At 59.4% G+C, this 25755-nt stretch carries 24 protein-coding genes and 1 riboswitch; of the genes, 14 read left to right on the top strand and 10 right to left on the bottom strand.

Annotated elements, in window-relative coordinates:
* Positions 1–85: 85 nt before the first annotated feature.
* The 3 genes from phnL to phnN are packed head-to-tail and all read left to right on the top strand — an operon-like array spanning position 86 to position 2492.
* A complete protein-coding gene (phnL, locus tag ID864_RS01430) occupies positions 86–790 on the top strand; it encodes a phosphonate C-P lyase system protein PhnL (protein WP_048918499.1) in 705 nt (234 codons plus the stop codon).
* Positions 787–1923: an alpha-D-ribose 1-methylphosphonate 5-triphosphate diphosphatase gene (phnM, locus tag ID864_RS01435; RefSeq protein ID WP_048918498.1), complete on the top strand. Its 1137-nt coding sequence runs from the start codon at positions 787–789 to the stop codon at positions 1921–1923. Before phnL ends, phnM begins: the two co-directional genes overlap by 4 nt.
* Positions 1923–2492: a ribose 1,5-bisphosphokinase gene (gene phnN / locus ID864_RS01440; RefSeq protein ID WP_048918497.1), complete on the top strand. Its 570-nt coding sequence runs from the start codon at positions 1923–1925 to the stop codon at positions 2490–2492. The genes phnM and phnN overlap by 1 nt, the downstream gene beginning before the upstream one ends.
* Here phnN and ID864_RS01445 read toward each other — a convergent pair.
* Genes ID864_RS01445 through ID864_RS01455 form a run of 3 tightly spaced genes read right to left on the bottom strand, consistent with a single transcriptional unit; the run spans position 2465 to position 5677 of the window.
* Positions 2465–3952: an FAD-binding oxidoreductase gene (locus ID864_RS01445; RefSeq protein ID WP_191149295.1), complete on the bottom strand. Its 1488-nt coding sequence runs from the start codon at positions 3950–3952 to the stop codon at positions 2465–2467. The two genes, phnN and ID864_RS01445, sit on opposite strands and share 28 nt — an antisense overlap.
* A 19-nt stretch (positions 3953–3971) precedes the next feature.
* Positions 3972–4331, bottom strand: coding sequence for a c-type cytochrome (locus tag ID864_RS01450; protein WP_053110492.1), 360 nt, complete (start codon positions 4329–4331; stop codon positions 3972–3974).
* 29 nt (positions 4332–4360) lie between these two features.
* Positions 4361–5677, bottom strand: a complete 1317-nt coding sequence (locus ID864_RS01455) for a cytochrome c (protein ID WP_191149296.1) — start codon at positions 5675–5677, stop codon at positions 4361–4363.
* A 237-nt stretch (positions 5678–5914) separates the two neighbouring features.
* Positions 5915–6029, top strand: a riboswitch (TPP riboswitch).
* Between the two features lie 34 nt (positions 6030–6063).
* On the opposite strand from ID864_RS01455, the gene ID864_RS01460 reads away from it, so the two are divergent.
* Positions 6064–6702, top strand: a complete 639-nt coding sequence (locus ID864_RS01460) for a TenA family protein (protein WP_099755055.1) — start codon at positions 6064–6066, stop codon at positions 6700–6702.
* Here ID864_RS01460 and ID864_RS01465 read toward each other — a convergent pair.
* Complete coding sequence (locus ID864_RS01465; protein ID WP_048918494.1) at positions 6699–8021, bottom strand: methyl-accepting chemotaxis protein; 1323 nt, start codon at positions 8019–8021, stop codon at positions 6699–6701. The two genes, ID864_RS01460 and ID864_RS01465, sit on opposite strands and share 4 nt — an antisense overlap.
* A gap of 194 nt (positions 8022–8215) precedes the next feature.
* Here ID864_RS01465 and phnC point away from each other — a divergent pair, with 194 nt between their 5' ends.
* The 4 genes from phnC to phnE (ID864_RS01485) are packed head-to-tail and all read left to right on the top strand — an operon-like array spanning position 8216 to position 11809.
* Positions 8216–9049 (top strand): phosphonate ABC transporter ATP-binding protein, encoded by an 834-nt coding sequence (gene phnC, locus ID864_RS01470; RefSeq protein WP_048918493.1) that lies wholly within the window; start codon positions 8216–8218, stop codon positions 9047–9049.
* A gap of 28 nt (positions 9050–9077) precedes the next feature.
* Entirely contained in the window at positions 9078–10001 is a 924-nt protein-coding gene (gene phnD / locus ID864_RS01475; protein WP_062818139.1) for a phosphonate ABC transporter substrate-binding protein, read from the top strand.
* Between the two features lie 60 nt (positions 10002–10061).
* Positions 10062–10931, top strand: a complete 870-nt coding sequence (phnE, locus tag ID864_RS01480; protein ID WP_187498095.1) for a phosphonate ABC transporter, permease protein PhnE — start codon at positions 10062–10064, stop codon at positions 10929–10931.
* Positions 10928–11809: a phosphonate ABC transporter, permease protein PhnE gene (phnE, locus tag ID864_RS01485; RefSeq protein ID WP_191149297.1), complete on the top strand. Its 882-nt coding sequence runs from the start codon at positions 10928–10930 to the stop codon at positions 11807–11809. Before phnE (ID864_RS01480) ends, phnE (ID864_RS01485) begins: the two co-directional genes overlap by 4 nt.
* A gap of 157 nt (positions 11810–11966) precedes the next feature.
* Here phnE (ID864_RS01485) and ID864_RS01490 read toward each other — a convergent pair whose 3' ends face one another.
* The 5 genes from ID864_RS01490 to ID864_RS01510 form a co-directional block, all read right to left on the bottom strand.
* On the bottom strand, positions 11967–12788 hold the full coding sequence (locus ID864_RS01490) for a glycosyltransferase family 8 protein (RefSeq protein ID WP_191149298.1): 822 nt from the start codon (positions 12786–12788) through the stop codon (positions 11967–11969).
* Positions 12785–14182 (bottom strand): D-arabinono-1,4-lactone oxidase, encoded by a 1398-nt coding sequence (locus ID864_RS01495; protein WP_048915667.1) that lies wholly within the window; start codon positions 14180–14182, stop codon positions 12785–12787. The genes ID864_RS01490 and ID864_RS01495 overlap by 4 nt, the downstream gene beginning before the upstream one ends.
* A gap of 142 nt (positions 14183–14324) precedes the next feature.
* A complete protein-coding gene (locus ID864_RS01500) occupies positions 14325–14963 on the bottom strand; it encodes a TetR family transcriptional regulator (protein WP_048915668.1) in 639 nt (212 codons plus the stop codon).
* An 81-nt stretch (positions 14964–15044) separates the two neighbouring features.
* Positions 15045–15809: a hypothetical protein gene (locus tag ID864_RS01505; protein ID WP_048915669.1), complete on the bottom strand. Its 765-nt coding sequence runs from the start codon at positions 15807–15809 to the stop codon at positions 15045–15047.
* Between the two features lie 76 nt (positions 15810–15885).
* Entirely contained in the window at positions 15886–16713 is an 828-nt protein-coding gene (locus ID864_RS01510; protein WP_099754754.1) for an AraC family transcriptional regulator, read from the bottom strand.
* Between the two features lie 244 nt (positions 16714–16957).
* Here ID864_RS01510 and melA point away from each other — a divergent pair, with 244 nt between their 5' ends.
* The 6 genes from melA to ID864_RS01540 all read left to right on the top strand — a co-directional run bounded on the left by melA (position 16958) and on the right by ID864_RS01540 (position 24536).
* A complete protein-coding gene (melA, locus tag ID864_RS01515; protein WP_191149299.1) occupies positions 16958–18262 on the top strand; it encodes an alpha-glucosidase/alpha-galactosidase in 1305 nt (434 codons plus the stop codon).
* A gap of 62 nt (positions 18263–18324) precedes the next feature.
* Positions 18325–19776 (top strand): melibiose:sodium transporter MelB, encoded by a 1452-nt coding sequence (gene melB / locus ID864_RS01520; RefSeq protein ID WP_099754756.1) that lies wholly within the window; start codon positions 18325–18327, stop codon positions 19774–19776.
* 134 nt (positions 19777–19910) lie between these two features.
* On the top strand, positions 19911–21425 hold the full coding sequence (locus tag ID864_RS01525) for an ABC transporter substrate-binding protein (protein WP_191149300.1): 1515 nt from the start codon (positions 19911–19913) through the stop codon (positions 21423–21425).
* A complete protein-coding gene (locus tag ID864_RS01530; RefSeq protein ID WP_048915674.1) occupies positions 21422–22357 on the top strand; it encodes an ABC transporter permease in 936 nt (311 codons plus the stop codon). The genes ID864_RS01525 and ID864_RS01530 overlap by 4 nt, the downstream gene beginning before the upstream one ends.
* Complete coding sequence (locus tag ID864_RS01535) at positions 22354–23154, top strand: ABC transporter permease (RefSeq protein ID WP_048915675.1); 801 nt, start codon at positions 22354–22356, stop codon at positions 23152–23154. The genes ID864_RS01530 and ID864_RS01535 overlap by 4 nt, the downstream gene beginning before the upstream one ends.
* A complete protein-coding gene (locus tag ID864_RS01540; protein WP_191149301.1) occupies positions 23151–24536 on the top strand; it encodes an ABC transporter ATP-binding protein in 1386 nt (461 codons plus the stop codon). Before ID864_RS01535 ends, ID864_RS01540 begins: the two co-directional genes overlap by 4 nt.
* Positions 24537–24584: 48 nt before the next feature.
* Here the strand turns inward: ID864_RS01540 and ID864_RS01545 are convergent, their stop codons facing one another.
* Positions 24585–25721 (bottom strand): ABC transporter substrate-binding protein, encoded by a 1137-nt coding sequence (locus ID864_RS01545; RefSeq protein WP_191149302.1) that lies wholly within the window; start codon positions 25719–25721, stop codon positions 24585–24587.
* Between the last annotated feature and the right edge of the window lie 34 nt (positions 25722–25755).

Genomic DNA, 25755 nt, shown 5'->3' on the forward strand with positions numbered 1-25755 from the left:
GCTCCTACGGTTCGTGGCCGCCCGGGTCATCCAGGGGACGCCCCTTTTTCCCGGTCGTCCCGTGTTGAAAATGATGGAAATAATCATGAAGCTGAAACTGCGCGTCGAAAATCTGTCGAAAACATTTGTGATGCATAACCAGCACGGCGCGGAACTGCCGGTGTTACGCAACGCCTCACTGCAGGTGGCGGCGGGGGAGTGCGTGGTGCTGCACGGCCATTCCGGCAGCGGCAAATCAACCCTGCTGCGCTCGCTGTATGCCAACTACCTGCCGGATAGCGGCCATATCTGGGTGGATCATCAGCAGCAGTGGGTTGATCTGGTCAGCGCCCCGGCGCGCCAGATCCTCAGCATCCGCCGCGATACGCTGGGCTGGGTCAGCCAGTTTCTGCGCGTCATCCCGCGTATCTCCACGCTGGAAGTGGTGATGCAGCCGCTGCTGGAGCGCGGCGTGGATCGTGCCGAGAGCGCCGCGCGCGCGAGCGATCTGCTGGGGCGCCTCAACGTACCGCAACGCCTGTGGGCGCTGGCGCCGTCAACCTTCTCCGGCGGTGAGCAGCAGCGCGTTAACATTGCGCGCGGCTTTATTGCCGAGTCGCCGATCCTGCTGCTGGATGAGCCGACCGCCTCGCTCGACAGCGTTAACAGCGCGGCGGTGGTCGGGCTGATTGAACAGGCGCGCCAGCGCGGTGCCGCCATCGTCGGAATTTTTCATGATAACGCGGTGCGCGATCGCATCGCTGACCGTCTGCATGTGATGCAACCCGCTGCTGTGGAGCACGCCGTATGATTATCAACAACGTTAAGCTAATTCTGGAAAATGAAGTCGTGGCAGGATCGCTGGCCTGCGAGAACGGCATCATCTCCGCCTTCTCCGATACGCCAAGCCAGCTGCCCTGCGCGATTGACGGCGAGGGCGGCTGGCTGATGCCGGGCATGGTCGAGCTGCATACGGATAATCTCGACAAGTTTTTTACCCCGCGCCCCAAGGTTGACTGGCCGGCGCACTCGGCGATGAGCGGCCACGACGCGCTGATTATTGCCAGCGGCATTACCACGGTGCTGGATGCGATTGGCGTGGGCGACGTGCGCGACGGCGGCCACCGTATGGAAAATCTTAACAAGATGATCGATGCGATACGGCACAGCCAGAAGCATGGCCTGAACCGCGCCGAGCACCGCCTGCACCTGCGCTGCGAGCTGCCTCACGACTCCACGCTGCCGCTGTTCGAGCAGCTGATGTGTAACCCGGCGCTGTCGCTGGTGTCGCTGATGGACCATTCGCCGGGCCAGCGTCAGTATGTGTCACTCGACGCCTGGCGCACCTACTTTGGCGGCAAGTACCAGCTCAGCGATGCGCAGCTGGATCAGTATCAGGCCGATCAGCTGCGCCTGGCCGCCCGCTGGTCGCAGCCGAACCGTGAAGCGATCGCCGCATGGTGCCGCCAGTACCATATTCCGCTGGCCAGCCACGACGACGCGACTGACCAACACGTGGTGGAGTCGAAAGGGGTGGGCAGTACCATCGCCGAATTCCCGACCACGGTCGAAGCGGCACGCGCTTCCCATGAGATGGGTTTGCAGGTGCTGATGGGCGCGCCGAACATCGTGCGCGGCGGCTCGCACTCCGGCAACGTCTCGGCGGCGGAACTGGCTTCCCTCGGGCTGCTGGATATTCTCTCCTCCGACTATTACCCCGGCAGCCTGCTGGATGCCGCGTTCCGCATTGCCCGCGATGAGCAGAACGGCATTGCGCTGCCTGCGGCCGTCGCGCTGGTCACGCGTAATCCGGCCCAGGCCATTGGCCTGCACGATCGCGGAGTCATCGCCGAAGGCAAGCGTGCGGATATGGTGCTGGTGCGCCAGCATCGCGAGCAGGTGTATGTGAAAAGCGTTTGGGCGCAGGGGCGGACGGTGTTCTGATGGGGCGGCTGATCTGGCTGATGGGGCCATCCGGCTCCGGCAAGGACAGCCTGCTGCTGGCGCTGCGCGAGTGTGCGCCGCCGCAGGTGGTCGTGGCGCATCGCTATATTACCCGCAGCGCGACGGCAGGGGGCGAGAATCATGTCGCCCTCAGCGAGCATGAGTTTATGCGGCGGCGCGAGTATGGTCTGTTTGCCCTCGACTGGCAGGCGCACCAGTTTTACTACGCGCTGGGTATCGAGATCGACCAGTGGCTGGCAAGCGGGCTGGACGTGGTGGTTAACGGTTCGCGGCTGCATCTGGCCGCCGCGCAGCAGCGCTACGGCGAGCGGCTGCTGGCGGTCTGTTTGCAGGTGTCGCCCAACGTGCTGGCGGCGCGGCTGCGCCTGCGCGGGCGCGAAGATGAAGCGGAGATCGCGCAGCGCCTGCGCCGGGCCGCGGAGCCGGTTGGCGCAGGCTGCCTGACGCTGAACAACGACGGTGAGCCGGGCAGGACATTGCAGGGGCTGTTATGCCTGCTGGATGGTGATAACCCTGGCCATCAGCGCTCTGGATCATCGCTGACGTAGCCGAAAAACAGATTATGCGGATCCCAGGCGGCTCTCAGTTCATTGAGCCGCTGCCACTTTTGATCGGAAAAGCAGAGCTGTGCCAGTTCCGGTGCCAGCGAGAGGTCTATTTCGTTGATGTAGTAGCCGCTGACCCAGGGCTTAACCGCGGCATTCATTTTTTTCATCAGCCGCTGGTTGGCGGCGATCGCCTGCTGGTTTTCACCAATCAGATACCATGAAACGTAGTGGGGAGCCCACCAGGTAAAACTGCAGGGTTCTGGCACGGTAGGGTTGGTATCAATGACTGAAAATCCGAACGAGCGCGAGTCGGGCGCCTCCTGTTCCAGCAGCTGCGCGATAACCGGCAGCACTTCCTCAGGATGCTCAGTAAAAAATGCGCTTTCACTGGTGCGGCTGGTGCTGTAAGCGTCAGTGGCACCCAGCGCGTCGAATAGCTCCAGGTAGTTAAGCGTGCGGTTGTGAGTACTCTGTAATGAGCAGATCTGGGGCAATCTGCTGTGGTTAAAAATTTCAGCCACCTCAGTGGCGGAACTGAGGTTCTCGCCAAAGGAGACAACGTTCAGAACATAGTGCCAGCGCTGTTCTGCCGGGGGAGTACCAGCAGGAGAAAACTTGCCCAGAGCACCAAGAATTTCTGAACGCTGGTTATTTGCGGGTAACAGCCTCAGGATCTCTTCCAGCGCCGGACGCAACTTTTCCAGTGGAAAATAGAAGGTGTTCATCACGGCGGCCGGTGCCGGGTGTAGCTGCAGCTTATAGCGCAGCACCACGGCAAAAAAACCGGGCCCAACGCCGCGCATCGCCCAGTATAAATCGGGATTTTCTGTCGCAGAGGTGGTGACGATACGGCCGTCTGCCAGCATCAGCTCTGCCGCCAGCACGGAGGCACAGCCCATACCATAAGCCGGCATGTTCCAGCCCATTCCGCCCCCCAACAGGAAGCCACCCAGCGCGACAAAACCCGTGTGCGCGCCGGGGAAAACCAGCCCGTACTGAAAGGTAGCCTGATTAAGCTGCTGGCTGAACACGCCCGGACCTGCCCAGGCCGTTTTTGCCACGGCATCAATGGCGATAGCGCTGAATAATGATAAATCGACGGTGACGGAATTATGGCGTAACGGTGCCAGAGTGATGTTGTGGCCGGAACTGCGCAGTGCAACCTGATGCCCGGACTGAGCTGCCCAGCCCAGCAGCAGCTTAAGATCGTCACTGTCCTGCGGCTGGGCGATAAGCGCGGGGAAACGCTGCGGCTTTTTACTGTACCAGGTCATTGCCCAGAACCAGCGTAACCACTCTGGATCGGTCTGCCATACCAACACGCCTTTGAATGACTGCAGCAGCAGCGTTTTGCTCTCTCTGGCAAAGCCCGCTGCGGGGCGGATCCATCCCGGCAATATCACGCTCAATGCCGTTAACGCTTTAATCAGGCGGCGGCGCAAAAGTGAATGATTGTTCATACCATCCTCAGCTTAACCATCAGTGATTATTAACAGGCAACTTGCTGAAATAGTTCGCCAGCCGTTTCATATCTTCCGCAGTCAGATTTTGGCTAATGTTTTCCATCATTCCATTTTTACGGCGGCCGGCGCGAAATGCCTGGAGTTGACTCTCCAGATAAGGTGCCTTTTGGCCGGCCAGATTTGGCCATTGCGGCGACTGACTGATACCGCCGGGTCCATGGCAGCTCATGCAACCACTGGCTTTGGCCAGCTGTTCAATCGTCCCGGCGGGGTAAGTCATATCACTGTCAGTCAGGTGGGCTTCTGCGGATAAAGTGGCGGCGGTAAGGGCGGCAAACAGCAGGCAGTTAAGCTGGCGGGTTATTCTGACTCTCATAAAAGTTCCTTTTTCGCGATTATCCTGATTCAGGGTTGCGCAGCGGGGAGTGGTTTACGCAATACGGATACGGCCGTTTCTGGGACCGCTGCCGACTGATTACCCCAGGATGAACGAATAAAGCTCAGTACGTCGGCAATCTGTCGGTCGTTTAATCTGCCGGCAAAACCCGGCATTGAATAATAAGGGCCGGGCGATGCGCTTGCAGGCTGAGTCGCGCCGTTCAGAACAATGCTGATTAACCCTGCCGGATCTGCCGAGTTAACCGCAGAATTAACAGCCAGTGCGGGGAATTTTTTACGGTAGCCAAGGCCGTTAGTTAAATGACACCCTGAGCAGTTTTTTAAATAGACTTCAGCACCCGCTTTTGACAGATCCCCACGGCTAAATGCCGTAAAAGTGCGGGTACTATAGAAAAGTTGAGGTTGTTGAACCGCGGGGGACAATGAGCGCAGATAGTCAGCCATCGCCTGAAGATCCGGCTGAGTCATATATTGGGTTGAGTGGCTCACCACATCAGACATCGGGCCAAAGGTTGCCGCGTTGTTCGTAACGCCGGTCTTTAACAGCTCAACCAGTTCATCCCGCTGCCAGTTTCCCAGCCCGCTGCGCAGCTCTGCACGTAAAGAAGGGGCCGCATAGCCGTCAATAACCTGCGCACCGGACAGGTAATGGCGATCGCTGTCGTCATAAGCGACTTCCTGTAAGGTGGCTGCCCGTGGTGTATGGCAGGCTCCGCAATGTCCTAATCCCTCAACATAATAGGCACCCAGTTTTACCGGATCTTCTGGCGCATTCTGTGTGACTGGCCCCGTTTTTGGTGCAAACAGCCAGCGCCACCATGTCACTGGCCAGCGCAACGATAACGGCCAGGGGATGCTATTTTTCGCGCTGGCGCAAGGCACAGCGTCAATGCCGTGGATGAAATAAGCGTAGAGCGCCTGCATATCGTGGTGGGAAATACGACGGTAAGAAGGCCAGGGCATCGCCGGGTAGAGTGTGGTGCCATCCTTGCGAATACCCTGTCTGACGGCGTTGTCAAAATCAGCATAGCTCAGGGTGCCGATGCCAAACTGTTTATCCGGGGTGATATTTGGCGGCACCATGCCGCCAATCGGTGAGGGGATAGGCGCACCACCGCTGAAAGGGGGCTTACCTGGCTGGCTATGGCAGGCTACACAGTCACCCACGCGAGCCAGATAAGCACCGCGCTGGATTAGTTCAGGCGTTGCGCTGATGGACTGCTTTACTGCAGCAGTTTGGGGGGGCGGGATGACAAGGGTGATACCCCAGGCAATAACGATCAGCGTCAATGGCAGCGCAATCGCGATCTCTTTCCAACCCATTTTATACGAGCGGCCCTGACTGACTAATTCTCGGCGACCGGCAGTCAACATCCTGTTTTTTCTGCACATAATCTTCCTTAATAATGACAAGCCTGGCTACCCGGTGAGGCGGAGTAGGCCGCTGTTTTTTGCCCGTAAAGATTATTCGCTGTTGCGCCGTCGGGTTAGCCACAACGTGCCTGGAAAATGTACGATTGTGCTATTTTCGTGACTCGCTGGAAGAATTGTTGTATTAGTTCAGACTCCAGGGGGAGCCCGGCAACGGGCTGAGAAATCGCAAGCGCAAGCGGCGCGATGACCCTTAACACCTGATCCGGATAATGCCGGCGAAGGGATGGGGCAATTTACCTGACTTTTGCCGGTAGTCTTTCCTCAAGGACTACCCGATGACCGAACGTTTTACCGAAACACTGCGCAGTTTAAGCCAGCCACGCTGGTCACAGGCCGTCTCGCATCGCTTTGTGCACGAGCTGTATCATGGCACCGTCGACCGCCAGGTGATGATCACCTACCTGGTTCAGGATCACCGTTTTCTCGACAGCTTTCTCACCTTAGTCGGTGCCGCCATTGCCAGCGCCGACAGCATTGACGCGCGGCTGCGCTTTGGCCGCTGCGCTGGAATGGTCTCCTCCGAGGAGAATACCTATTTCCTGCGCGCTTTCGACGCGCTGGACGTCAGCGCGGCGCAGCGTCACAACACGCCCGATAGCGCACCCACCGCCGGGTTTAAGGCACTGATGCTGGAAGCGGCGGAAACCCGCAGCTATGCGGCGATCCTCACCGTACTTAATGTCGCCGAATGGCTCTACCTTGACTGGGCAGCGCAGGCACCACAGCCGCTGCCAACGAGTTTTGTTCATGCCGAGTGGATTACGCTGCACGATAACCCCGACTTCCGCGAATTCGTGGCTTTCCTGCGGCGTGAACTCGATCGCGTCGGGCCAGCCCAGCATGCGCAGTGCGAGGCGTTTTTCCAGCGCGCAGTCACGCTGGAGCTGGCATTTTTCGACGCGGCTTACGCCTAATCGCTTTTTAACGCTTCGGTGACGTGGCCAATGGCGCGAACGACGTCGTCGGAGCTGTCGCGGATATCGGCAATCACGCCGCCGGCTTCCTGCACCAGCGCCAGGCCGCGGTCGGCACGCTGCAGATTTGAGGTGATGCCTTTCTGCGCCTTGCTCGCCAGCAGGTGATTCTGCTGCACCCTCTGTTCGATTTCGCTGGTGGCGCGATTGATGTTTTGCGCCAGCGTGCGCACTTCATTGGCGACCACGGCAAAGCTGCGGCCGTGCGTGCCTGCGCGCGCGGCCTCTACCGCCGCATTGAGTGCCAACAGGTTGGTCTGGTCGGCGATGCGGCGAATGCTGCTGACAATCTGCCCGATACTGTCTGAGGAGTCGCCCAGACCGGTGATATCAGCGGAAATGCCGTGCAGTTCACCCGCCAGCTCGTTCATGGTCTGCACGCTGTTGGCAATGACGCTGGCGCCGCGCATGCTGCTCTCGCTGGTTTGCAGGGCGGTTTGATAAGCCTGCTGGGCGGCATCGCGCTCCAGCTGGTTTTTCTCCACCTGGGCGGTGACGTCGGTGGCGAATTTCACCACTTTATACAGCTCACCGCTGTCATCGAACACCGGGTTATAGGTGGCGCGCAGCCAGATAGTGGCACCCTGCTTATTCACACGCTGGAACTGGCCGGAAATAAACTCACCGCGGTTAAGCTTCTGCCAGAACAGTGTGTAATCCGGGCTGCTGCGCAGCTCGGCAGAGCAGAACTGGCTGTGGTGCGTGCCGATAACTTCGCTGGCGCGATATCCCATGGTTTTGAGAAAGTTGTCGTTGGCTTTCAGCACTTCACCCTTCAGGTTAAAGGCAATCACCGCCATCGAGCGTTCAATCGCATTGGTCATTGCCCGCTGCTCCTGGGCGTCGATAATGCGTGAGGTAATGTCGGTAGCGAGCTTGACGATTTTGAACACGCGACCGTGACGATCCCGCACCGGTACATAGTTGGCTTCGAGCCACACCGGTCGATTGTCTTTCGCCACGCGCAGAAACTTATCGCTAAAACTTTCCCCCCGATTCAGGCGCATCCAGAACTGCTGATACTGGCGCGACTGCAGTAGATCCGGCGTACAGAACATGCTGTGATGCTGGCCAACTATCTCATCTGATTTATAACCCATCTTCTCCAGAAACAGGGCATTAGCGGTGATAATGGTGCCATCGGCCATGAATTCAATCATGGCGATAGAGTCGTTTAACGAGTCGAGCGTGGCAGAAGAGTGTGAGCGTTTCTGCCACGCAAGGCGTGACGTGATTCCTGATGCAATAGTAGAAAACATGGTGAACCTTATTATTAGATTGGGTCTCGTCAGGATTATCGGCGCGACGCGTTAAAGATTCAGTCAATGCGTGCGCTTTGCAGGCCTTTTTTGGCCCTGTCATGTTTTCATCACTCCCGCGTCATTAAACCTTCATCCGCCACATGGTTAATAGGGCGCACAAGCAAAAGCGCTAACCCGATACGGTAAAAAATATGGCACAGGCACTGTTAAAAATTGCCCCCACGCAGCATACGGTTCCGCAAACGGCGCTCCGCCCGAAAGTGCTGGCGGTGAGTGGCCTTGGCAAGTCCTACGGCACGCAGAATCCTGTCCTGCACGATATCAATTTCGACCTGTATGGCGGTGAGCTGGTGGCGGTAATTGGGCGTTCCGGTGCCGGGAAGTCCACGCTGCTACACGTGCTGAACGGCACTATTCCGGCCAGCGAAGGGGAGATCATTAACTTCCGCGATAATGGACAGCAGCAGAACATCGTTGAGCTGAACTCCCGTCAGATGCGCCAGTGGCGCAGCGACTGCGGCATGATCTTCCAGGACTTCTGCCTGGTGCCGCGCCTGGATGTGCTGACCAATGTCCTGCTGGGCCGCCTGAGCCAGACCTCGACGCTGAAATCATTCTTTAAGGTGTTTCCCGATGCCGATCGCGCTCGTGCGATTGGCCTGCTGGAGTGGCTGAATATGCTGCCGCAGGCGCTGCAGCGCGCCGAAAATCTTTCCGGTGGGCAGATGCAGCGCGTGGCGATCTGCCGGGCGCTGATGCAGAACCCTAAAATTCTGCTGGCCGATGAGCCGGTTGCCTCGCTCGACCCGAAAAATACCCGCCGCATTATGGACGTGCTGCGCCAGGTGAGCGACAACGGCATCAGCGTGATGGTCAACCTGCACTCGGTTGAGCTGGTGAAAGAGTACTGTACGCGCGCCATTGGCATTGCTAAGGGGCGCATTGTGTTTGACGGGCATCCGGGCGATTTGACCGACGATCTGCTCTATACCCTGTATGGCGACGACAACCAGCAACGTAATTAACCTTCACTTTGGGATACGGAACTCAGCAATGAAAAAAATCATTCTTACCGCAGCGATTGCGACAGTTTTTGCCGCTAATGTTTCAGCTGCCGATGCACCAAAGGAACTGAATTTAGGCATCCTCGGCGGCCAGAACGCCACGCAGCAGATTGGTGATAACCAGTGCGTGAAGGCGTTCTTCGATAAAGAGCTGAACGTGGATACCAAACTGCGCAACTCTTCAGACTACTCTGGGGTGATTCAGGGGCTGCTGGGTGGCAAAGTGGATATGGTGTTGAGCATGTCACCTTCGTCTTATGCCTCGGTGTACATCAACGATCCGAAAGCGGTCGACGTGGTGGGCATCGTGGTTGACGACGCCGACAAATCACGCGGTTACCATTCGGTGGTGGTGGTGAAAGCGGACAGCCCGTACAAAACGCTGGCCGATCTGAAAGGGAAATCTTTTGGCATGGCAGACCCGGACTCGACCTCCGGCTTCCTGATCCCCAACCAGAGCTTTAAGAAAGATTTTGGCGGCTCGGTGGATGACAAATATAACGGCCACTTCTCCAGCGTCACCTTCTCCGGCGGCCACGAGCAGGATGTTCTCGGCGTGCTGAACGGCCAGTTTGACGGCGCGGTAACCTGGGCTTCGATGATCGGCGACTACAACACCGGCTACACCAGCGGCGCATTCACCCGCATGATCCGTGCCGGTCAGCCTGACCTGATGAAGAAAATTCGCATTATCTGGCAATCGCCGCTGATCCCGAACGGCCCGATTCTGGTCAGCAACAAGCTGCCGGCTGATTTTAAAGCGAAGCTGATTACCGCCATCAAAAAACTGGATAAAGAGCAGCACAGCTGCTTCGTGAAGGCCGTGGGCGGCGCACAGCACATTGGTCCGGCGACCGTGGCTGACTACCAGGCGATTATCGATATGAAACGCGAGCTGACCAAAGCCCGCTAATTGCCCGCCATTTTCCGCATCTGAGGGCCGGTTTCGCCGGCCCTTCACTCAGGTATCCGCATGACCAATCCCGACTTTGAACGTTACTATCAGCAGATCCGCGGCAGGCAAAAGCGCGACACCCTGCTGTGGTCGCTGACGCTGGCCGCGCTCTATCTGGCCTCCGGCAATATGGCGGAATTTAATCTGCACACCGTATGGGTGTCGATGCCGCACTTCTTTGATTACCTCGGCGAAACTGTACCGGTGCTGCACCCGGACAAGCTGTTTGCCGACAGCCATACCGAAGGGTCGTTCGCTTACTGGGGTTACCGTCTGCACATCCAGCTGCCGCTGATTTGGGAAACCCTGCAGCTGGCGCTGGCGGCGACGCTGGTCTCGGTGCTTATCGCCGGGATGCTGGCCTTCCTTGCCGCCAGCAATACCCAGACTCCGCGCGGATTGAGCTTTGCCATCCGCAGCAGCGTGGCTTTTCTGCGCACCATGCCCGAGCTGGCGTGGGCGGTGATGTTTGTGATGGCGTTTGGTATTGGGGTAATCCCCGGCTTCCTGGCGCTGGCGCTGCACACCATTGGCAGCCTGACCAAGCTGTTCTATGAGGCGATAGAAAGCGCTTCCGATAAGCCGGTACGCGGGCTGGCTGCCTGCGGTGCCTCGTCGCTGCAGCGCATGCGTTTTGCCCTGTGGCCGCAGGTGAAACCGGTATTTCTCTCCTACGGATTTATGCGCCTGGAGGTCAACTTCCGTCAGTCAACCATTCTCGGGCTGGTGGGCGCGGGGGGGATCGGCCAGGAGCTGATGACCAATATTAAACTCGACCGCTACGACCAGGTGAGCATGACGCTGCTGCTGATTATCGTGGTGGTGTCGCTGCTGGATACTTTCTCCGGCAAGATCCGCCAGCGCGTGGTAGAGGGGAAAAACGCATGATTGGACTGATTGGTAATGAACAGCTGGACGGCATGAAGCAGCAGCATCAGGCGCTGTTTGCCGTACAGAAGCGCTACCTGCGCAAAACCGCACTGATTGCCGCCGCCATTTTGCTCTATTACGTTTTCTTTTTTGCTGCGTTCGGTATCAGCTGGCAGCAGCTGACTGTTGGCATGGGGCAGCTGGGGCACTATTTCCTGCGCATGTTTGTCTGGCATGACGTGGCAAACTGGCCGTTTGCCTACTACTTCGGCCAGATCTTTATCACCATTGCCATTGTGTTTGCCGGCACCATCACCGCGACGGTGATTGCGCTTCCGCTGTCGTTCCTGGCGGCGCGTAACGTGATGCATTCGCCCGTGCTGCGCCCGGTGGCGCTGCTGATGCGGCGGCTGCTGGATATTCTGCGCGGGATTGATATGGCGATCTGGGGGTTGATTTTCGTGCGGGCAGTGGGCATGGGGCCGCTGGCCGGGGTACTGGCAATTATCATGCAGGACGTGGGCCTGCTGGGGAAGCTGTACGCGGAGGGGCACGAAGCGGTGGAGCGCTCACCGGGACGCGGGCTGACGGCGGTGGGCGCCAACAGCCTGCAAAAACACCGTTACGGTATCTTTACCCAGTCGTTTCCGGCGTTTCTGGCGCTCAGCCTGTATCAGATTGAGTCAAACACCCGCTCAGCGGCAGTGCTCGGCTTTGTCGGCGCGGGTGGAGTGGGGCTGGTGTATGCCGAGAATATGCGACTGTGGAACTGGGATGTGGTGATGTTTATCACCCTGATTATGGTGGTGATTGTGATGGCGATGGACCACCTGTCCGCGAAGCTGCGCAAGCGCTATATCAGCGGCCAGGCAGTACCGTTGTTTGGTCAGCAATAAATAAGGTACTGACGGGTCGAGCGAAAAAAGAGGTCGACCCCTACGTTTGAGGCATTCTGGGTTGTGCAGGAGCGGACCCTCTTTTTCGGCTAGACCCCCGCGTTTAAGACATCCTGGGTTTTGTAGGGGCGGACCCTCTTTTTCGGTCCGCCCGGCATCAATCGCGCACCCGGTCCCACCATAGCTGATGCAGCTCGTAATAGCGGTCGCCCGGCTCGGGCTGTTTTTCCCAGGGTTTATCGATGATGTAATGGATATTCTTCACCCGCGCCAGATCCCAGATTTTCGGGTGCTGGTGCGGCAACGTTTTCAGCGCGTTGTAGAGGTAAGGCAGCGGCTGCCAGCGGCCGTGATAAAACTGATTGAGGAAGTCCTGCTCGGCAAACAGAAAACCGGACAGGTCGTCCAATGCCGCCAGCTGGGCCAGCATCTCGTCAAATACCGTGCGGTCCGGCTTCAGCAGCAGGAAACCGCCATTCAGGTAGTTATCCACCTTGTCCAGCTGCTCAACATGGTCCACGCCTTCACACCAGCTGTAGAAGCAGTTTTCCGGTACCCAGTCGGCCGGATAGCTGGCAATGCGGTTGGGATTGCAGCGGCAGGCGTGGCACGCCGCGATAGTGCCGGGCGCCAGCGGCTGGGTGAACAGCTCGTCCATGTTCTGCGTCACCAGCATATCCGCATCAAGAAACGCCACGCGCTCAAACTCCGTCAGCGTCCACGCCGCCAGCTTGGTCCACACCTCGGCGAAACGCGCGTTGGCATAGCTATTGGCGAGTGAGGGGTTAGGGCTCAGCGGGGCAACATCACGCAGCAGGCAGCCTTGCTGTTCCAGCACCTGGCGCGCGGCGGCATCAATGTTTTCCGTCACCATCACCACCAGCGAATAGCGGCTCTCCACGGCGCGCAACGATTTCTGCAGCGCTTCTACGCCAACCACATAGCCCGGCTGCGTCAGCAGGGTAACCCATGCCATCATAGTGAATCTCCCTGATCCAGCAGCTGCTGGGTGAATGCATTACTGAATTTGTGCTGCGGGTCCAGCGCTTCACGCACTTCGCGGAATGCGGCCATCTGCGGGTAAATCTCATCCCAGCGATACAGCGAGGCATCGAAGTATTTGCCCCAGTGCGGCCTGCCGCCTTCTTCCGCCAGCAGTTTTTCAACTTCACGCAGGAAAGCCACGCCATCGGCAGAGAGCGAGCCATCTTCCGCGTAATAGACCACAAAGCCAAAGTAGCAGCTGGGCTGCTGCCAGGCGGGGCTGAGCCAGCTCTGCGAGGCGCCGGTACAGCGCAGGATCACCGGGTAGTGCATATGGGGATTGGTGTCGCTGTGCCACTGCTTGATGCGGGCAATTACAGCCGCCGTGCGCGCCAGCGGGATGGCGATCTCCACGTTGATCTGCGGCGTGGCGATGCCGCGACAGAACACCTGATAAACATCGCCGGTCACGTCGGAGAAGTCCTTGAAGCGCGTGACGGTGCGGAACGGTTTGCCGTTATCATCAACGATCTGCGTGTCGTTGCGCATATGTTCCAGGGTCTGGTCGATGGTCTGATTCATCGCGTCGCTGGTCTCTTCCTGCTTCACCAGGTCGCCATGATTCTCACGGTACTGCGCACGCTCTTCATTGGTGGCGCTGCGGGCGGCCCAGACATGAACCTGATTCTCACCGGGGAACCACCAGGCTTTACTCAGCGCGTAGTCGTTGTTCCACGTCAGCAGGTCTTGTTCCAGCGTGTCGGCGCTGACGGCATTTTTAAAACAGGTGTAAATCTCGCTGGGGCAGGTACGCAGCGTGACCGCCGTGACCACGCCCAGGCTGCCCAGACCCAGCTGCACCGCCGGGAACCACGGGTGCTGACGATCAAAAGTCTGCACGCTGCCGTCGGCCAGCACCATGCGAATACTCAGCGCTTCATCGCCAATGGAGCTCTGCTGTAGCCCCTGGCCGTGGGTGCCGGTAGCCAGCGCACCGGCCAGGGTCTGCGCAGCGATCACGCCGGGGGAGGCGGGCAGCATACGGCCCATCGCAGACAGCAGTTCATAGACCTCATGCAGCGGCGTACCGCCGGCAAAGGTGGCGCTGTCGGCATCGCTGCTAATCAGCCCGCGCAGGGCGGAGGTATCAATCAGGCGGTCGCCGCGCTGCTGCAGCTCCAGCATGCGCCCGGGCGACATTCGGCTGCCCATTACGCGTACTTTGCCGGTAGATTTGGCCAGCATCGCCTGCAGCTCACTTTCACTGGCGGGGGTGGCCACGCTGCTGGTGTCGGCAAGGGTGGCATTTTGCGCCCAGTTCCACAGTTTACTTTCCTGCGGCGATATCTGCGGCTGCCGGCGTGGGTAACCAGCGGATTCACGTGTCATTGACGGCTCCTGTTCAGGACAATCACGGTGTGGTGATAAAATGGCGAGGATACTTACTGAGATTAAGCGTAGACGAAAAGCCCCGTTATTGCTGCATAGTGGGGCGAAAAAAATTGTACGTTAAGTTTATTGTTGTACAGATTTAGCTGGCGGGACGCAGGTAGCGCAGCGTGGCATCAACCACCAGCTTGCGGTTGCGGGTGAGGCTCTGCTCCTCACTTTCGTTACCGCCGAACAGGGTTTTAAACGTGTAGTGGTTGGCAACGTTGTGAAAGCTGATGCTGCTAATCAGGCGGTGAACGTCCACCGTGGTGACGTGCGGGTCAAACTCGCCGCTCTGCTTGCCGCGCTGCAGCACGCTGTCCAGTACCGCCAGCGCGCTCTGGTTCAGCGTAATGATGGTGGCCGACTGGCTAATATAGCGGCCGCGCATCAGGTTTTCGCTGCAGATTAAGCGCATAAAATCCGGGTGGCTGATGTGGTAGTCGAAGCTGGCTTCCGCCAGGCGCGCTATCGCCAGCGAGGGCGTCATCTCGGCCAGATTAAGCCCGGTTTCATGCAGGCGAATTTCCCGGTAGACATGGTGCAGGACATCAACGTACAGCTGCTCTTTATTGCTGAAGTGATACACCACCATGCGCTTAGTGGTTTGCGCGTTTTCGGCGATCTGCTCCATACGTGCCCCCTGCAGGCCAAATTCGGCAAAGGTGGCCAGCGCGCTGGCGAGGATACGTTTTTTTAACCCTTCGGGATCGTTCTTGCGTTTGGCGGGGGCTGGCATAACGGCTAAATATCCATTTAATTTCAGTGGAAACCACCGCCAGATTAACGTCAGCGCGCGCGATTTACAAATCGCGCCGGGTTACATCGCAGAAAACCACGGGTGAGTACGCTCAATCACGCTGGTCTGATGCTGCCTGATGCGTTTCGCCAGCTTGGCGCTGTCGGGCAGATCGTGGCCGCGCAGCACGGTTTCCGCCGTGGCGCCAAAGGTGATAATGCCGCGGGTGGCAATATCAGCCGCCGCGATATAATCGGTGAGCCGATCCGGATTATCGCGGCTGGCTGCCGCTTTTTCCCGACAGTTGGCCAGCAGTTCCTGCAGCACGCAGTAAAGTTCATGCGTCTCTCCCAGCAGCGCCACGCGGCCGCTGGATTTCTTCAACACCTGCTTCACGCGGGTAAACGCCAGCTGAGTATCCTGGGCGCTGAACAAGGCTTCCAGCGTTTGCTGCCAGCGCTGATAGGTGCGCAGGAACAGGGCGTTTTTCACCAGCGCCGGGCTGGCGTGCTGCCAGTCAAAGCGCTTACTCAGCTTTGCCACCTTGTGCTGAAGCTTGTCGAACTGGCCTTCATCGATCGGCTTTTCTGGCATCAGCGGCGTGAGCTGGTCAATGAACGCCTCGATCTCCGCCTGTGCGTCCGGCGACAGCTTGGGTAGCGTTTTGCGCTGCTGCAACAGCTTCAGCAGGGTGAGATCGTAAAAGGCGGCGCTCACCATTTCACCCGCCAGCAGCGCGCGGTTTACGGCGTGGATCACCTGTTCCGACTGCACGCTGGAGCGCTGTGCCAGCAGGGAGGCGTGCAGTTGACTATAAGCCGGAGAGGGGCTGAGCACTGTATTCATGGTGAGCCTCGCGCTGTCAGGTAGCCCGGCCGATGCCGGAGAGTGCCACAGAGTATGGCAGATTATCACCCGCAGTTCAGTTTGCATGCGCATTGTCGCGGCGCCACTCGGTGGGCGAGCAGTGAAAGTGCTGCTGGAACACTTTGGCAAACTGCATCTGGCTGGCATAACCCAATGAATAAGCGATGATTTTAATCGGCAGGCTGCGATCCATCAGCAGCGAGGTTGCCGCATTCATGCGCAGTAGCAGCAGATACTGTTTCGGACCATAGCCAAACTGTTGCTGAAACAGGCGGCTGAGATAGCTGCGGTCAATATTACAGTAATCAGCTACCGCGCCAATGGTGAAGTGATGATGGTGGTGGCGCTCAATAAACTGGATGGCGTTATCCAGATGACGGTTGCCGCTGCTGACCTCTTCGCTGGCCGTAATATGTGCATTGGCGATGAGCGCATCGAGAAACAGGCAGGTCATCCCGGCAATACGCAGCGAGTGTACCGGATCGAGCGCCACCAGCTGCTGCAAATACTGCCCCTCCACGCTGGGAAAACGTGTCTCTTTCGGCCGCCAGAGCGGCATGTCCCGCCGTAATCCGCATTTCTCCAGGCTACGTTGGGCGATCAACCCGTCAAGCTCAATCCACATATACTCCCACGGCTGCTTTTTGTCGGCGGTGTAGGTAGTGATTTCATGCGGATGAATCAGAAACGCTTCTCCTTTTCCGACCGGCCAGCTCTGTTCGCCGCTGTACAACGTGCCACTGCCTGCTATCACATAATGTAAAAGGTAGTGCTGGCGTACCGCCGGGCCATAGCTGTGCTGACGTGCGCAGACTTCGTGACCGTACTGATAGATATTCAGGCCGAACTGGGCGATATCATCGGGGTGGATATCTTTTTGCATCTTTTTTTCTCATTGAATTTCAGCTGAGTACAGCATGTTTCCGTTCTCATCGTTTCGCCGCGTATCAGTTATTGTGACCACCTGTCTGTTTTACCTGGCCGTATAACGCTAATTAGCGAGCCAGATCACAGTTCAATTTCGCGGTCATTTTTCACCATATCAATGTCAAAAAATGACATATCAAGCTTTGCCGTACCTGCCTAAAGTGGGTTCACTTCACCTCACAACTGACAGGAATACAGCAATGAAAATTACGTTTCTCGGTGCGGGCAGTACGGTGTTTGCCAAGAATGTGCTTGGCGATATTCTGGCGACCCCGGCGCTACAGCAGGTTGATATTGCGCTGTACGACATTGATGCCGGGCGGCTGGAGGATTCGTGGCAGATGCTGAATAACCTCAACGCCAATCTCTGCCAGGGGAAAGCGCGCATTGAAAAATTTGTCGGTGCTGAGCAACGGCGCCGGGCGCTGGACGGGGCATGCTATGTGATCAATGCCATTCAGGTGGGCGGCTACGATCCTTGTACCATCACTGATTTTGAAGTAGCGAAGAAATATGGGCTGCGTCAGACCATCGCCGATACGCTGGGCATTGGCGGCATTTTCCGCGCGCTGCGCACCATTCCGGTGATGCTGGAGTTTGCCCGTGAAATGGAGGAGGTGTGCCCTGACGCCTGGCTGTTCAACTACACCAACCCGATGGCATCGCTGACCGGTGCCATGCTGCAACATACCGGCATTAAGACCGTCGGGCTGTGCCACAGCGTGCAGGTCTGTGCGGAGACGCTGCTGAAGTCGGTGGATATCAGCACCGAGGGCGTGCAGTGGCAAATTGCCGGGATCAACCATATGGCCTGGCTGCTGAATATTACCCGCGATGGCGAAGACCTCTACCCGGAAATTAAGCGCCGCGCCGCCGCGCTCACCCACAAGCACGACGATATGGTACGCCATGAAATTATGCGGGTGTTCGGCTATTACGTTACCGAATCCTCCGAGCACAATGCGGAATATATGCCGTACTGGATCAAGCGTCATTACCCCGAACTGATCGAACGTTTTAACATTCCTCTCGACGAATACCCGCGCCGCTGCATTGAGCAGATCGACCGCTGGCATCAGCAGCGCGACAGGCTGACGCAAAATGAAAATCTCAGCCACGCGCGCAGCCATGAATATGCCTCATGGATGATTGAAGCGATGGAAACCAACGCGCCGTATAAAATCGGTGGCAACGTGATGAACCACGGGCTAATTACTAACCTGCCGCGTGAAGCCTGCGTGGAGGTGCCTTGCCTGGTGGACGGGCAGGGGATTACTCCGTGCTACATCGGCGACCTGCCGCCGCAGCTGGCGGCGCTAAACCGCACCAACATCAACACCCAGCTGTTAACCATTGAAGCGGCGATTAGCGGCAAAAAAGAGCATATCTATCACGCCGCGCTGCTTGACCCGCACACCTCTGCCGAGCTGTCGATTGATGACACGGTGCGCCTGTGCGACGAGCTGATCGCTGCCCATGGCGCCTGGCTGCCAGCCTACCGTTAATCGCCGGAGCGGCCCGGTAAGGGGGCTGCTCTTAACTGCACTATTGATACGGGCCGCAAACGATGAGTGTTTCGCTTAAAACCAAAGTCAGTTACGGACTGGGTGCCTTCGGAAAAGACTTTGCCATCGGCATTATCTATATGTACCTGATGTACTACTACACCGACGTGGTGGGTGTCTCGGTCAGCATGGTGGCTTCGCTGTTTCTGGTGGCGCGCATCCTCGATGCTTTTTTTGACCCGGTCATGGGCTGGATTGTCGAGCGCACCCGCACGCGCTGGGGCAAGTTCAAACCGTGGATTTTGATTGGTACGCTGAGTAACTCGGTGGTGCTGGTATCGGTATTCTGCGCGCACCATTTTGAGGGCGGGGCGCTGATTGCCTGGATCTGGGCCACCTATCTGCTGTGGGGCTTTACTTACACCCTGATGGACGTACCGTTCTGGTCGCTGGTGCCCTGCATTACCCTCGACAAGCGCGAGCGCGAGGCGCTGATCCCGTGGCCGCGCTTTTTTGCCAGCCTCGCCGGGTACACCACCGGGGTGATTGGTCTGCCGCTGGTGAACTATCTGGGGAACGGCAATAAAGGTGAGGGGTTTATGCTGTTCTCGCTGATCCTCGTGGTGTTCTTTATCCTCTCGGCCATCATTACGCTGCGCAATATCGAAGAGAAATACTCCTCCTCGGCGCTGCCAAATGCGCCGGAGCAGACCACCATCAAAGCGGTGCTTGGCATGATTTTCCGCAACCGCCCGCTGTTTGCCCTGCTGCTGATGGCGCTGGCGTGGAATCTCGCGCACAACATCATCACCGCGTTTGCCATCTATTACTTTACCTATGTGGTGGGCAAGGCCGAGCTGTTCCCGTGGTACATGATGTACGCCGGGATAGCTAACCTGATCACCATTCTCTGCTTCCCGAAGCTGGTGGCACGCTTCTCACGGCGGGCTATCTGGATCAGCGCGTCAGTGCTGCCGGTAATCAGCTGCGTGCTGCTGCTGTTTGTCGGGCTGTACGCGCCGCAGAGCGCCACGCTGATCTCGCTATCGGGGATCCTGGTGAATATTGGCAGTGGCTTCTTCTGGGTGATGCTGGTGATCATGGTGGCGGACACCGTGGATTATGGCGATTACGCGCTCGGCGTGCGCATTGAGAGTATCGCCTTCTCGGTGCAGACCATGGTGGTGAAAGCCGGGGCGGCCTTTGCCGGGCTGCTGATTGGCGTGATGCTGGGCCTGGTGGGCTATGTGCCCGGCGTGCAGCAGTCCGCCAGCACCATTATGGGCATGCAGGGCATTATGGTTGGCCTGCCGCTGCTGTTCTTCGTTCTCACCCTGTGGATCTACCTGCGTCACTACAAGCTGGACGGTGAGATCCTTCATCAGATGCAGCGCGCGCTGCAGCTGAAATATCATCCTCAAGCGGGGGAGAGGAGCAAGGTCGCGCCGATGCCGCTGCCGGAAAGCGAACCGCAGTTCAGCGTACGTCAGGCCGCCGACCCGCGCGGCTCCTGAAGCGGTATCCGCATTAAATAAGCGGAAATGTAAGCGCTGATTGCTAATTGTAATGTTATAAAGTAACAGCTATCATCCGCAGCGCGGGCGCAAGCCTGCGCTGTTCCATTTTCTGGATAAAGGACTGATACCTGATGCGCATTTCTGTTTTCTCCCCGCTGCTGGCGCTAATGCTGAGTGCCGCCGCCATCGCCGCACCTGAGCGCGTGGCCTCGCTGGTCGCACCGTTCGAAATCAAAGGCACTGACCCGACGCTCTCCGGCGATATCTTCTTAAAAATGTCGATTGTTGAAACCCTGGTCAATGCTGACTCTGCCGGGCAGCCACTGTCCGGCCTGGCAACCCGCTGGACGGTTGCCGACGATGGCCTGCTGTGGCGCTTTACCCTACGGCCGGGGGTGAAGTTTCACGACGGCAGCCCGCTGACCGCCGCCAGCGTGGTGAATGCGCTGGAGGTGGCGCGCAGCAAGCCGGGTCTGCTGGACAAAGCGCCGATTACGGCGATCCGCGCCGAGGGCGAGCAGGTTGTGATTGCCCTGAGCCAGCCATTTACCCCGCTGCTGAGCATGCTGGCGGAAAACCGCGCGCAGATCCTCGCGCCGGCTTCCTATGATGCACAGCACAAAGTGGTGCAGGTGATTGGCAGCGGGCCGTACCGCCTGACCTCTCTGCAGGCGCCGCAGAAACTCAGCGTGGCGCGCTTTAGCGGCTACTGGGGAGCGCAGCCTGCCATTGCGGAAGCCAGCTATATGGCGGTGGGGCGGGCAGAAACGCGCGCGCTGCTGGCGGAGAGCGGCAGTGCCGATATGGTGCTGAATCTCGATCCGGCCAGCCGCAGCCGCCTGAAAAACAGTGCCAAAATTCAGCTGCTGGCGGTGTCGATCCCCCGCAGCGTGCTGCTGAAGGTGAATGCCGGCAACCCGCTGCTGAGCGAGGTGCGCGTGCGGCAGGCGCTGAGCCTCGCCATTGACCGTGCCGCGATTGCCCGTGCCATCCTGCGCTACCCGGCCGCCGCCGGGCAGCTGTTCCCGCCGTCTGTCACGCAGTGGCACAACGCCAGCCTGACGCCGCTGGCGAGCGATCCCGCGCGGGCCCAGGCGCTGTTGCGCGAGCTGGGCTGGCAGCCGGGAGCCGATGGCGTGCTGCAGCGCGACGGCAAACCGTTCACGCTGACGCTCACTACCTATCCCGACCGCCCGGAGCTGCCGCTGATTGCCGCCGCGATTCAGCAGCAGCTGCGAGAAATCGGTGTACAGGTGGCGATCAACGCCACCAACTCCGGGGAGATCGCGGCGAAGCACCATGACGGCTCGCTGGAACTGGCGCTGGTGGCGCGTAACTTTGCGCTGACCCCCGATCCGCTCGGCACGCTGCTGCAGGACTACCCGCCGCAGGGCGGCGACTGGGGCGCGATGAACTGGAGCAACGCCACCTTTAATCAGACGCTGGCCGATCTGGTACAGGGCCGTGACCCGGCACAGGCTGCGGCCGAACGCCAGCAGCTGACGCGCATTCTGCACAGCGAGCTGCCGACCATTCCGGTGGCGTGGTATCAGCAGACCGCCGCGGTCTCCACCCGCCTGAGCGGCGCGGCGTTGGATCCGTTCGAGCGCAGCTTCGGGCTGGAGAAAATGAGGTGGGCTGAATGATGCGTATGCTGGGCTATCGCCTGTTACAGGCCGGCTTTGTTGCCCTGCTGGTGGGCGGCCTGACGTTTGTGCTGATGCGCTCGCTGCCGGGTGATATGGCTTACCGCATCGCCGCAGGGCGCTACGGCTACGACCGCGTTGATGCCGCCGCTGCCCGCGCGGTGCAGCAGGAGCTGGGGCTGGATCGCCCTGCCTGGCAGGCACTGGCTGACTGGTTTATCCAGCTGCTGCATTTTAATCCCGGTAATTCGCTGGTCTCCGGCGAGCCGGTGATGGCCGAGATTGGTCATCAGCTGGGACAGACCCTGCTGCTAGCGGCCGTGGCGCTGGTGATGTCGCTGCTGCTCGGGCCGCCGCTTGGTATCTTTGCCGCACTCAATCCGGGGGGCAGGCTGGATCGTCTGCTGCTGGCGCTCTCCACCGTCCTGCGCGCGCTGCCGCACTTCGTGCTGGGGCTGATTCTGGTGCTGATTTTTGCCCTGACGCTCGGGCTGCTGCCCGCTGCCGGATACGGTGACGTGCAGCATGTGCTGCTGCCCGCTTTAACGCTGGCGCTTGGGCTGGCGGCGGTGTCGAGCCGCGTGGCGCGCAACGCCATGCGTCAGGTCGCTGGCTCGGCCTGGTACAGCTTTGGCCGCACCAAAGGGTTGAAAGAGGGCACGCTGTTCTGGCGTCACGGCCTGCGTAACGTCAGCGTGCCGCTGGTGACTTATCTCAGCGTGCAGTTTATCTATCTGATTGAGGGCGTGATTGTGGTGGAAACCCTGTTTGCCTGGCCGGGAATAGGGCATGCGCTGGTGCATGCCATTTTTGCCCGCGATGTGCCAATGATCCAGGGCAGCGCGCTGGTGATGGGGCTGCTGTTTGTCCTGCTTAACGCGGCCAGCGACGCGCTGTGCTGGTGGCTCGACCCACGGAGGAAAACCGCATGATGAAGCTGTTACGCCGCACTTCGGGCGCACAGCGCACCGGGGCCGGACTGCTGGCACTGCTGCTTATTTTCGCCTTTGTGCTGCCGCTGCTCTGGCCGCAGGACCCGCTACGCCAGAAGCTGACGCTGGCCCTGCAGTGGCCGACTTTTGACGCACCGCTCGGTTATGACCATCTGGGCCGTTCGCTGTTTGCCCGCCTGACGGCGGCGATCCGCCTGTCGCTCGGGCTGGCGCTGGTGAGCGTGCTGAGTGCGATGCTCCCCGGCGTGCTGCTGGGAGTGCTGGCCGCCTGGCGCGGCGGCATCGTCGAGCGCAGCGTGTCGCTGCTGGCCGATGCCTTTCTGGCGCTGCCGGGGCTGCTGCTGGTGCTGCTGCTGACGGCCGTGGTGCCGGACTCCGCGGTGATGCTGTACGTCGGCATTTCGCTGCTGCTGTGGGTGGAGTATTTCCGCATCAGCCGCGCCATTGCTCGCCCGCTGCTGAGCTCTCCGGCGGTGCAGGCCTCCCGCCTGCTGGGTTTTGGTCCCTGGCTGATTTTCCGTCGTCACCTGTGGCCGGAGATGGCCCCGGTGGTGCTGACCGTCGCCGCTTTTGGCGCGGCCAGCGCGGTGATGGCTATTGCCGCGCTGGGTTTTGTCAGCGTCGGCGTGCGTCCTCCCACGCCTGAACTCGGGCTGATGATGACCGAACTGTTGCCATATTACCAGGAAGCCCCCTATGCGCTGCTGCAGCCGGTAATGGTGGTGTTCCTGCTGGTGTTAAGCCTGCTGCTGCTGGCAGGGAAGGAGAAAGCATGATGCTGATGGAAGTAAAACAGGCCGCGGTCAGCGGCGGCGATCTCGCCGTGCTGCCTGTCTCGTTCAGCCTGGCCGCCGGGCGGCCGTTCACGCTGCTGGGGGAGACCGGGTCGGGCAAGAGCCTGCTGGCGCAGGCGGTGACCGGCCTGCTGCCGCGCGAGTTAACCGCCAGCGGAACGCTGCATTTTGAGGGTCAGCAGCTGCCGCTCGCCAGCCGCCCGGCGCGCGCGCTGTGGGGGCATACGCTCGGCATTCTGCCGCAGGAGCCGTGGCTGGCGCTCGACCCGACAATGCGCGCCGGTGAGCAGGTGGCGGAGAGCTATCGCCTGGTGCGCGCCATGAGCAAAACACGGGCGCGCCAGGCGGCACAGGCGGATTTGGCGGCGCTGGGTGTGGCGCATGCGGCCGACCGCCTGCCGCAGGCGCTGTCCGGCGGGATGGCCCAGCGGGTGGCCTTTGCCGCTGCCCGTGCCGGGGGCGCAAAGATTATCGTCGCCGATGAGCCGACCAAAGGGCTCGACGTGGCGCGGCGCGATGAGGTGATTGCGCTGCTGCTGGCGGAGGTTAACGCGGGCGGCGCCCTGTTGACGGTGACGCACGATATCGAACTGGCGCGGCAAATCGGTGGCGACGTGGCGGTGATGCTTAAAGGCGAGATCGTCGAGCGCGGCAGCGCACAGCAGGTGCTGAGCGCGCCACAGCACCCTTATACGCAGGCACTGCTGGCGGCGGACCCGTCACGCTGGGCGCCACGCCAGAGCGCTGAACATCTGGGCAAAGTGGTGCTGGAGGCGCGTAATCTCAGCAAAAGCCGCGCCGGGCGTCAGCTGTTCAGCGGCCTGTCGCTGTGCATCCACGCCGGAGAGGTTATCGGCATCACCGGGCCCAGCGGCTGCGGCAAAAGCAGCTTCGGCGATATCCTGCTTGACCTGCTGAGCGCCGACAGTGGAGAGGTGCTGCGCGATGCCACGCTGGCTGCGGTGAAGTATCAGAAAATCTTTCAGGATCCGCCATCCGCTTTTGCGCCACGCGTGACGCTGCGCCAGGCGCTGATGGATGTGGTGAAACTCCACGGGCTGGATGAAGGGCGTATTGCGCCGCTGATGCAGCGGCTAAAGCTGCGCCCGGCGCTGCTGCACCGCTATCCCGGGGAGATCTCAGGCGGGGAGCTGCAGCGTTTTGCCCTGCTGCGCGCGCTGCTGCCTGAACCGGTATTTTTGTTCGCCGATGAGCCGACTTCACGCCTCGATCTGCTCACCCAGCAGCAGACCATTGAACTGCTGGTGGAGGTCGCAACGGAACAGAACTGCGCGCTGCTGGTGGTCAGCCACGACGAGGCGCTGATTGAGCATATCAGCCACCGCCGCATACGGCTGGGGTAGAGAGGAGGTCACCATCAAAAGGGCCAGGTATTTACCTGGCCCGTCCGTTTACAGCTCAGGGTGATATTCGAGATTGATCGGCTCATCCGGCAGTTTGGTGAAGTTGCGGATTATGGTGTGATAATCCGCCGTGGGATTGACGTCCTTAAACTGCTGCGGATAGAAGTCCTTCGCCAGCATTTCCATGCCGATAATATTGTACGGATGGTTGTAGAAGTGGTGATAGACCGCCGCGACCTTGCCCGCTTTCACCGCCGGAATATCCTTCACGCCGGTGCGATTGCGCAGGTGATCAAAGCTGGCTTTGATCTCGCTGACGTCGGTGTTGTAGCCCAGTGGGATCACCGCGTTACCTTTGCCGCCGCGCTTTGAGCCGCTCATCACGTAGTAATCGGGGTTCATGCTGATCACCTTCTCAACGGCTACCGTGCCGCTGGTGCCGGGCAGCAGCTCAGAACCGATGTTTTTCGCGCCGGTTGCCTCAATCAGGCCGCCCCAGCCGTTGTGACCGTGAGTAAAGCAGCAGGACTCGCCGCCGCCGCCCACGCCAGCGATGGGCTCAACGAACACGGTCGGCTTAGGGGTGACATCTTTCACCGCGGCCTGCATGGTGCTCAGCTTGTGCTGATACCAGTCGGTGTAGGCTTTGGCGTTGGCTTCCTTGTTCAGCACCTGGCCGAGCAGGGTGACGCTGGCGGCAGTGTGCTCAACCGGGTGCAGTTCATCATCCACGAACAGCACCGGGATGTTCAGGGCGCTGAGCTGGGCCAGCACGCCGGTCTGCTTGAGGGCGGGTTTGGCGCGCAGCTGGGCAATCATCAGGTCCGGCTGCTTAGCGATCACCGTTTCAAGATTCACTTCGCCCTGGTCGGAGAAGCCCATGTCGAGGATCTCCTGCGCCTGCGGCCACTTCTGCTTCAGCATATTCCAGCTGCCGGTATCCTGCTTTTTCATCAGGTTGTTCCACGCCACCACGCGCTGGAACGGATTATCACGGTCCAGCAGCGCCAGGCTGAGGATCTCACGGCCATCCTGCAAAATGACGCGCTTTGGCTCCTGCTTAATCACCACTTTCTGCCCGTCCATATCGGTGACGGTCAGCGGGTAAGTCGTAGCAAAAGCCAGCGAGGGCAGGGTGCAGAGTAGCAGGGCAGGTACAGCGCCTATCGTGGAGCGGATTTTCATGATGATACGGTCCCGTATGAAATGAGATGATAAT

The sequence above is a fragment of the Erwinia aphidicola genome (assembly GCF_014773485.1).
Taxonomy (GTDB): Bacteria; Pseudomonadota; Gammaproteobacteria; order Enterobacterales; family Enterobacteriaceae; genus Erwinia; species Erwinia aphidicola.

Bases quoted from the DNA above. Each gene is read 5' to 3' on its own strand.
- phnL (WP_048918499.1), top strand. From the start codon at position 86: ATGAAGCTGAAACTGCGCGTCGAAAATCTGTCGAAAACATTTGTGATG.
- phnM (WP_048918498.1), top strand. From the start codon at position 787: ATGATTATCAACAACGTTAAGCTAATTCTGGAAAATGAAGTCGTGGCA.
- phnN (WP_048918497.1), top strand. From the start codon at position 1,923: ATGGGGCGGCTGATCTGGCTGATGGGGCCATCCGGCTCCGGCAAGGAC.
- ID864_RS01445 (WP_191149295.1), bottom strand. From the start codon at position 3,952: ATGAACAATCATTCACTTTTGCGCCGCCGCCTGATTAAAGCGTTAACG.
- ID864_RS01450 (WP_053110492.1), bottom strand. From the start codon at position 4,331: ATGAGAGTCAGAATAACCCGCCAGCTTAACTGCCTGCTGTTTGCCGCC.
- ID864_RS01455 (WP_191149296.1), bottom strand. From the start codon at position 5,677: ATGGGTTGGAAAGAGATCGCGATTGCGCTGCCATTGACGCTGATCGTT.
- ID864_RS01460 (WP_099755055.1), top strand. From the start codon at position 6,064: ATGACCGAACGTTTTACCGAAACACTGCGCAGTTTAAGCCAGCCACGC.
- ID864_RS01465 (WP_048918494.1), bottom strand. From the start codon at position 8,021: ATGTTTTCTACTATTGCATCAGGAATCACGTCACGCCTTGCGTGGCAG.
- phnC (WP_048918493.1), top strand. From the start codon at position 8,216: ATGGCACAGGCACTGTTAAAAATTGCCCCCACGCAGCATACGGTTCCG.
- phnD (WP_062818139.1), top strand. From the start codon at position 9,078: ATGAAAAAAATCATTCTTACCGCAGCGATTGCGACAGTTTTTGCCGCT.
- phnE (WP_187498095.1), top strand. From the start codon at position 10,062: ATGACCAATCCCGACTTTGAACGTTACTATCAGCAGATCCGCGGCAGG.
- phnE (WP_191149297.1), top strand. From the start codon at position 10,928: ATGATTGGACTGATTGGTAATGAACAGCTGGACGGCATGAAGCAGCAG.
- ID864_RS01490 (WP_191149298.1), bottom strand. From the start codon at position 12,788: ATGATGGCATGGGTTACCCTGCTGACGCAGCCGGGCTATGTGGTTGGC.
- ID864_RS01495 (WP_048915667.1), bottom strand. From the start codon at position 14,182: ATGACACGTGAATCCGCTGGTTACCCACGCCGGCAGCCGCAGATATCG.
- ID864_RS01500 (WP_048915668.1), bottom strand. From the start codon at position 14,963: ATGCCAGCCCCCGCCAAACGCAAGAACGATCCCGAAGGGTTAAAAAAA.
- ID864_RS01505 (WP_048915669.1), bottom strand. From the start codon at position 15,809: ATGAATACAGTGCTCAGCCCCTCTCCGGCTTATAGTCAACTGCACGCC.
- ID864_RS01510 (WP_099754754.1), bottom strand. From the start codon at position 16,713: ATGCAAAAAGATATCCACCCCGATGATATCGCCCAGTTCGGCCTGAAT.
- melA (WP_191149299.1), top strand. From the start codon at position 16,958: ATGAAAATTACGTTTCTCGGTGCGGGCAGTACGGTGTTTGCCAAGAAT.
- melB (WP_099754756.1), top strand. From the start codon at position 18,325: ATGAGTGTTTCGCTTAAAACCAAAGTCAGTTACGGACTGGGTGCCTTC.
- ID864_RS01525 (WP_191149300.1), top strand. From the start codon at position 19,911: ATGCGCATTTCTGTTTTCTCCCCGCTGCTGGCGCTAATGCTGAGTGCC.
- ID864_RS01530 (WP_048915674.1), top strand. From the start codon at position 21,422: ATGATGCGTATGCTGGGCTATCGCCTGTTACAGGCCGGCTTTGTTGCC.
- ID864_RS01535 (WP_048915675.1), top strand. From the start codon at position 22,354: ATGATGAAGCTGTTACGCCGCACTTCGGGCGCACAGCGCACCGGGGCC.
- ID864_RS01540 (WP_191149301.1), top strand. From the start codon at position 23,151: ATGATGCTGATGGAAGTAAAACAGGCCGCGGTCAGCGGCGGCGATCTC.
- ID864_RS01545 (WP_191149302.1), bottom strand. From the start codon at position 25,721: ATGAAAATCCGCTCCACGATAGGCGCTGTACCTGCCCTGCTACTCTGC.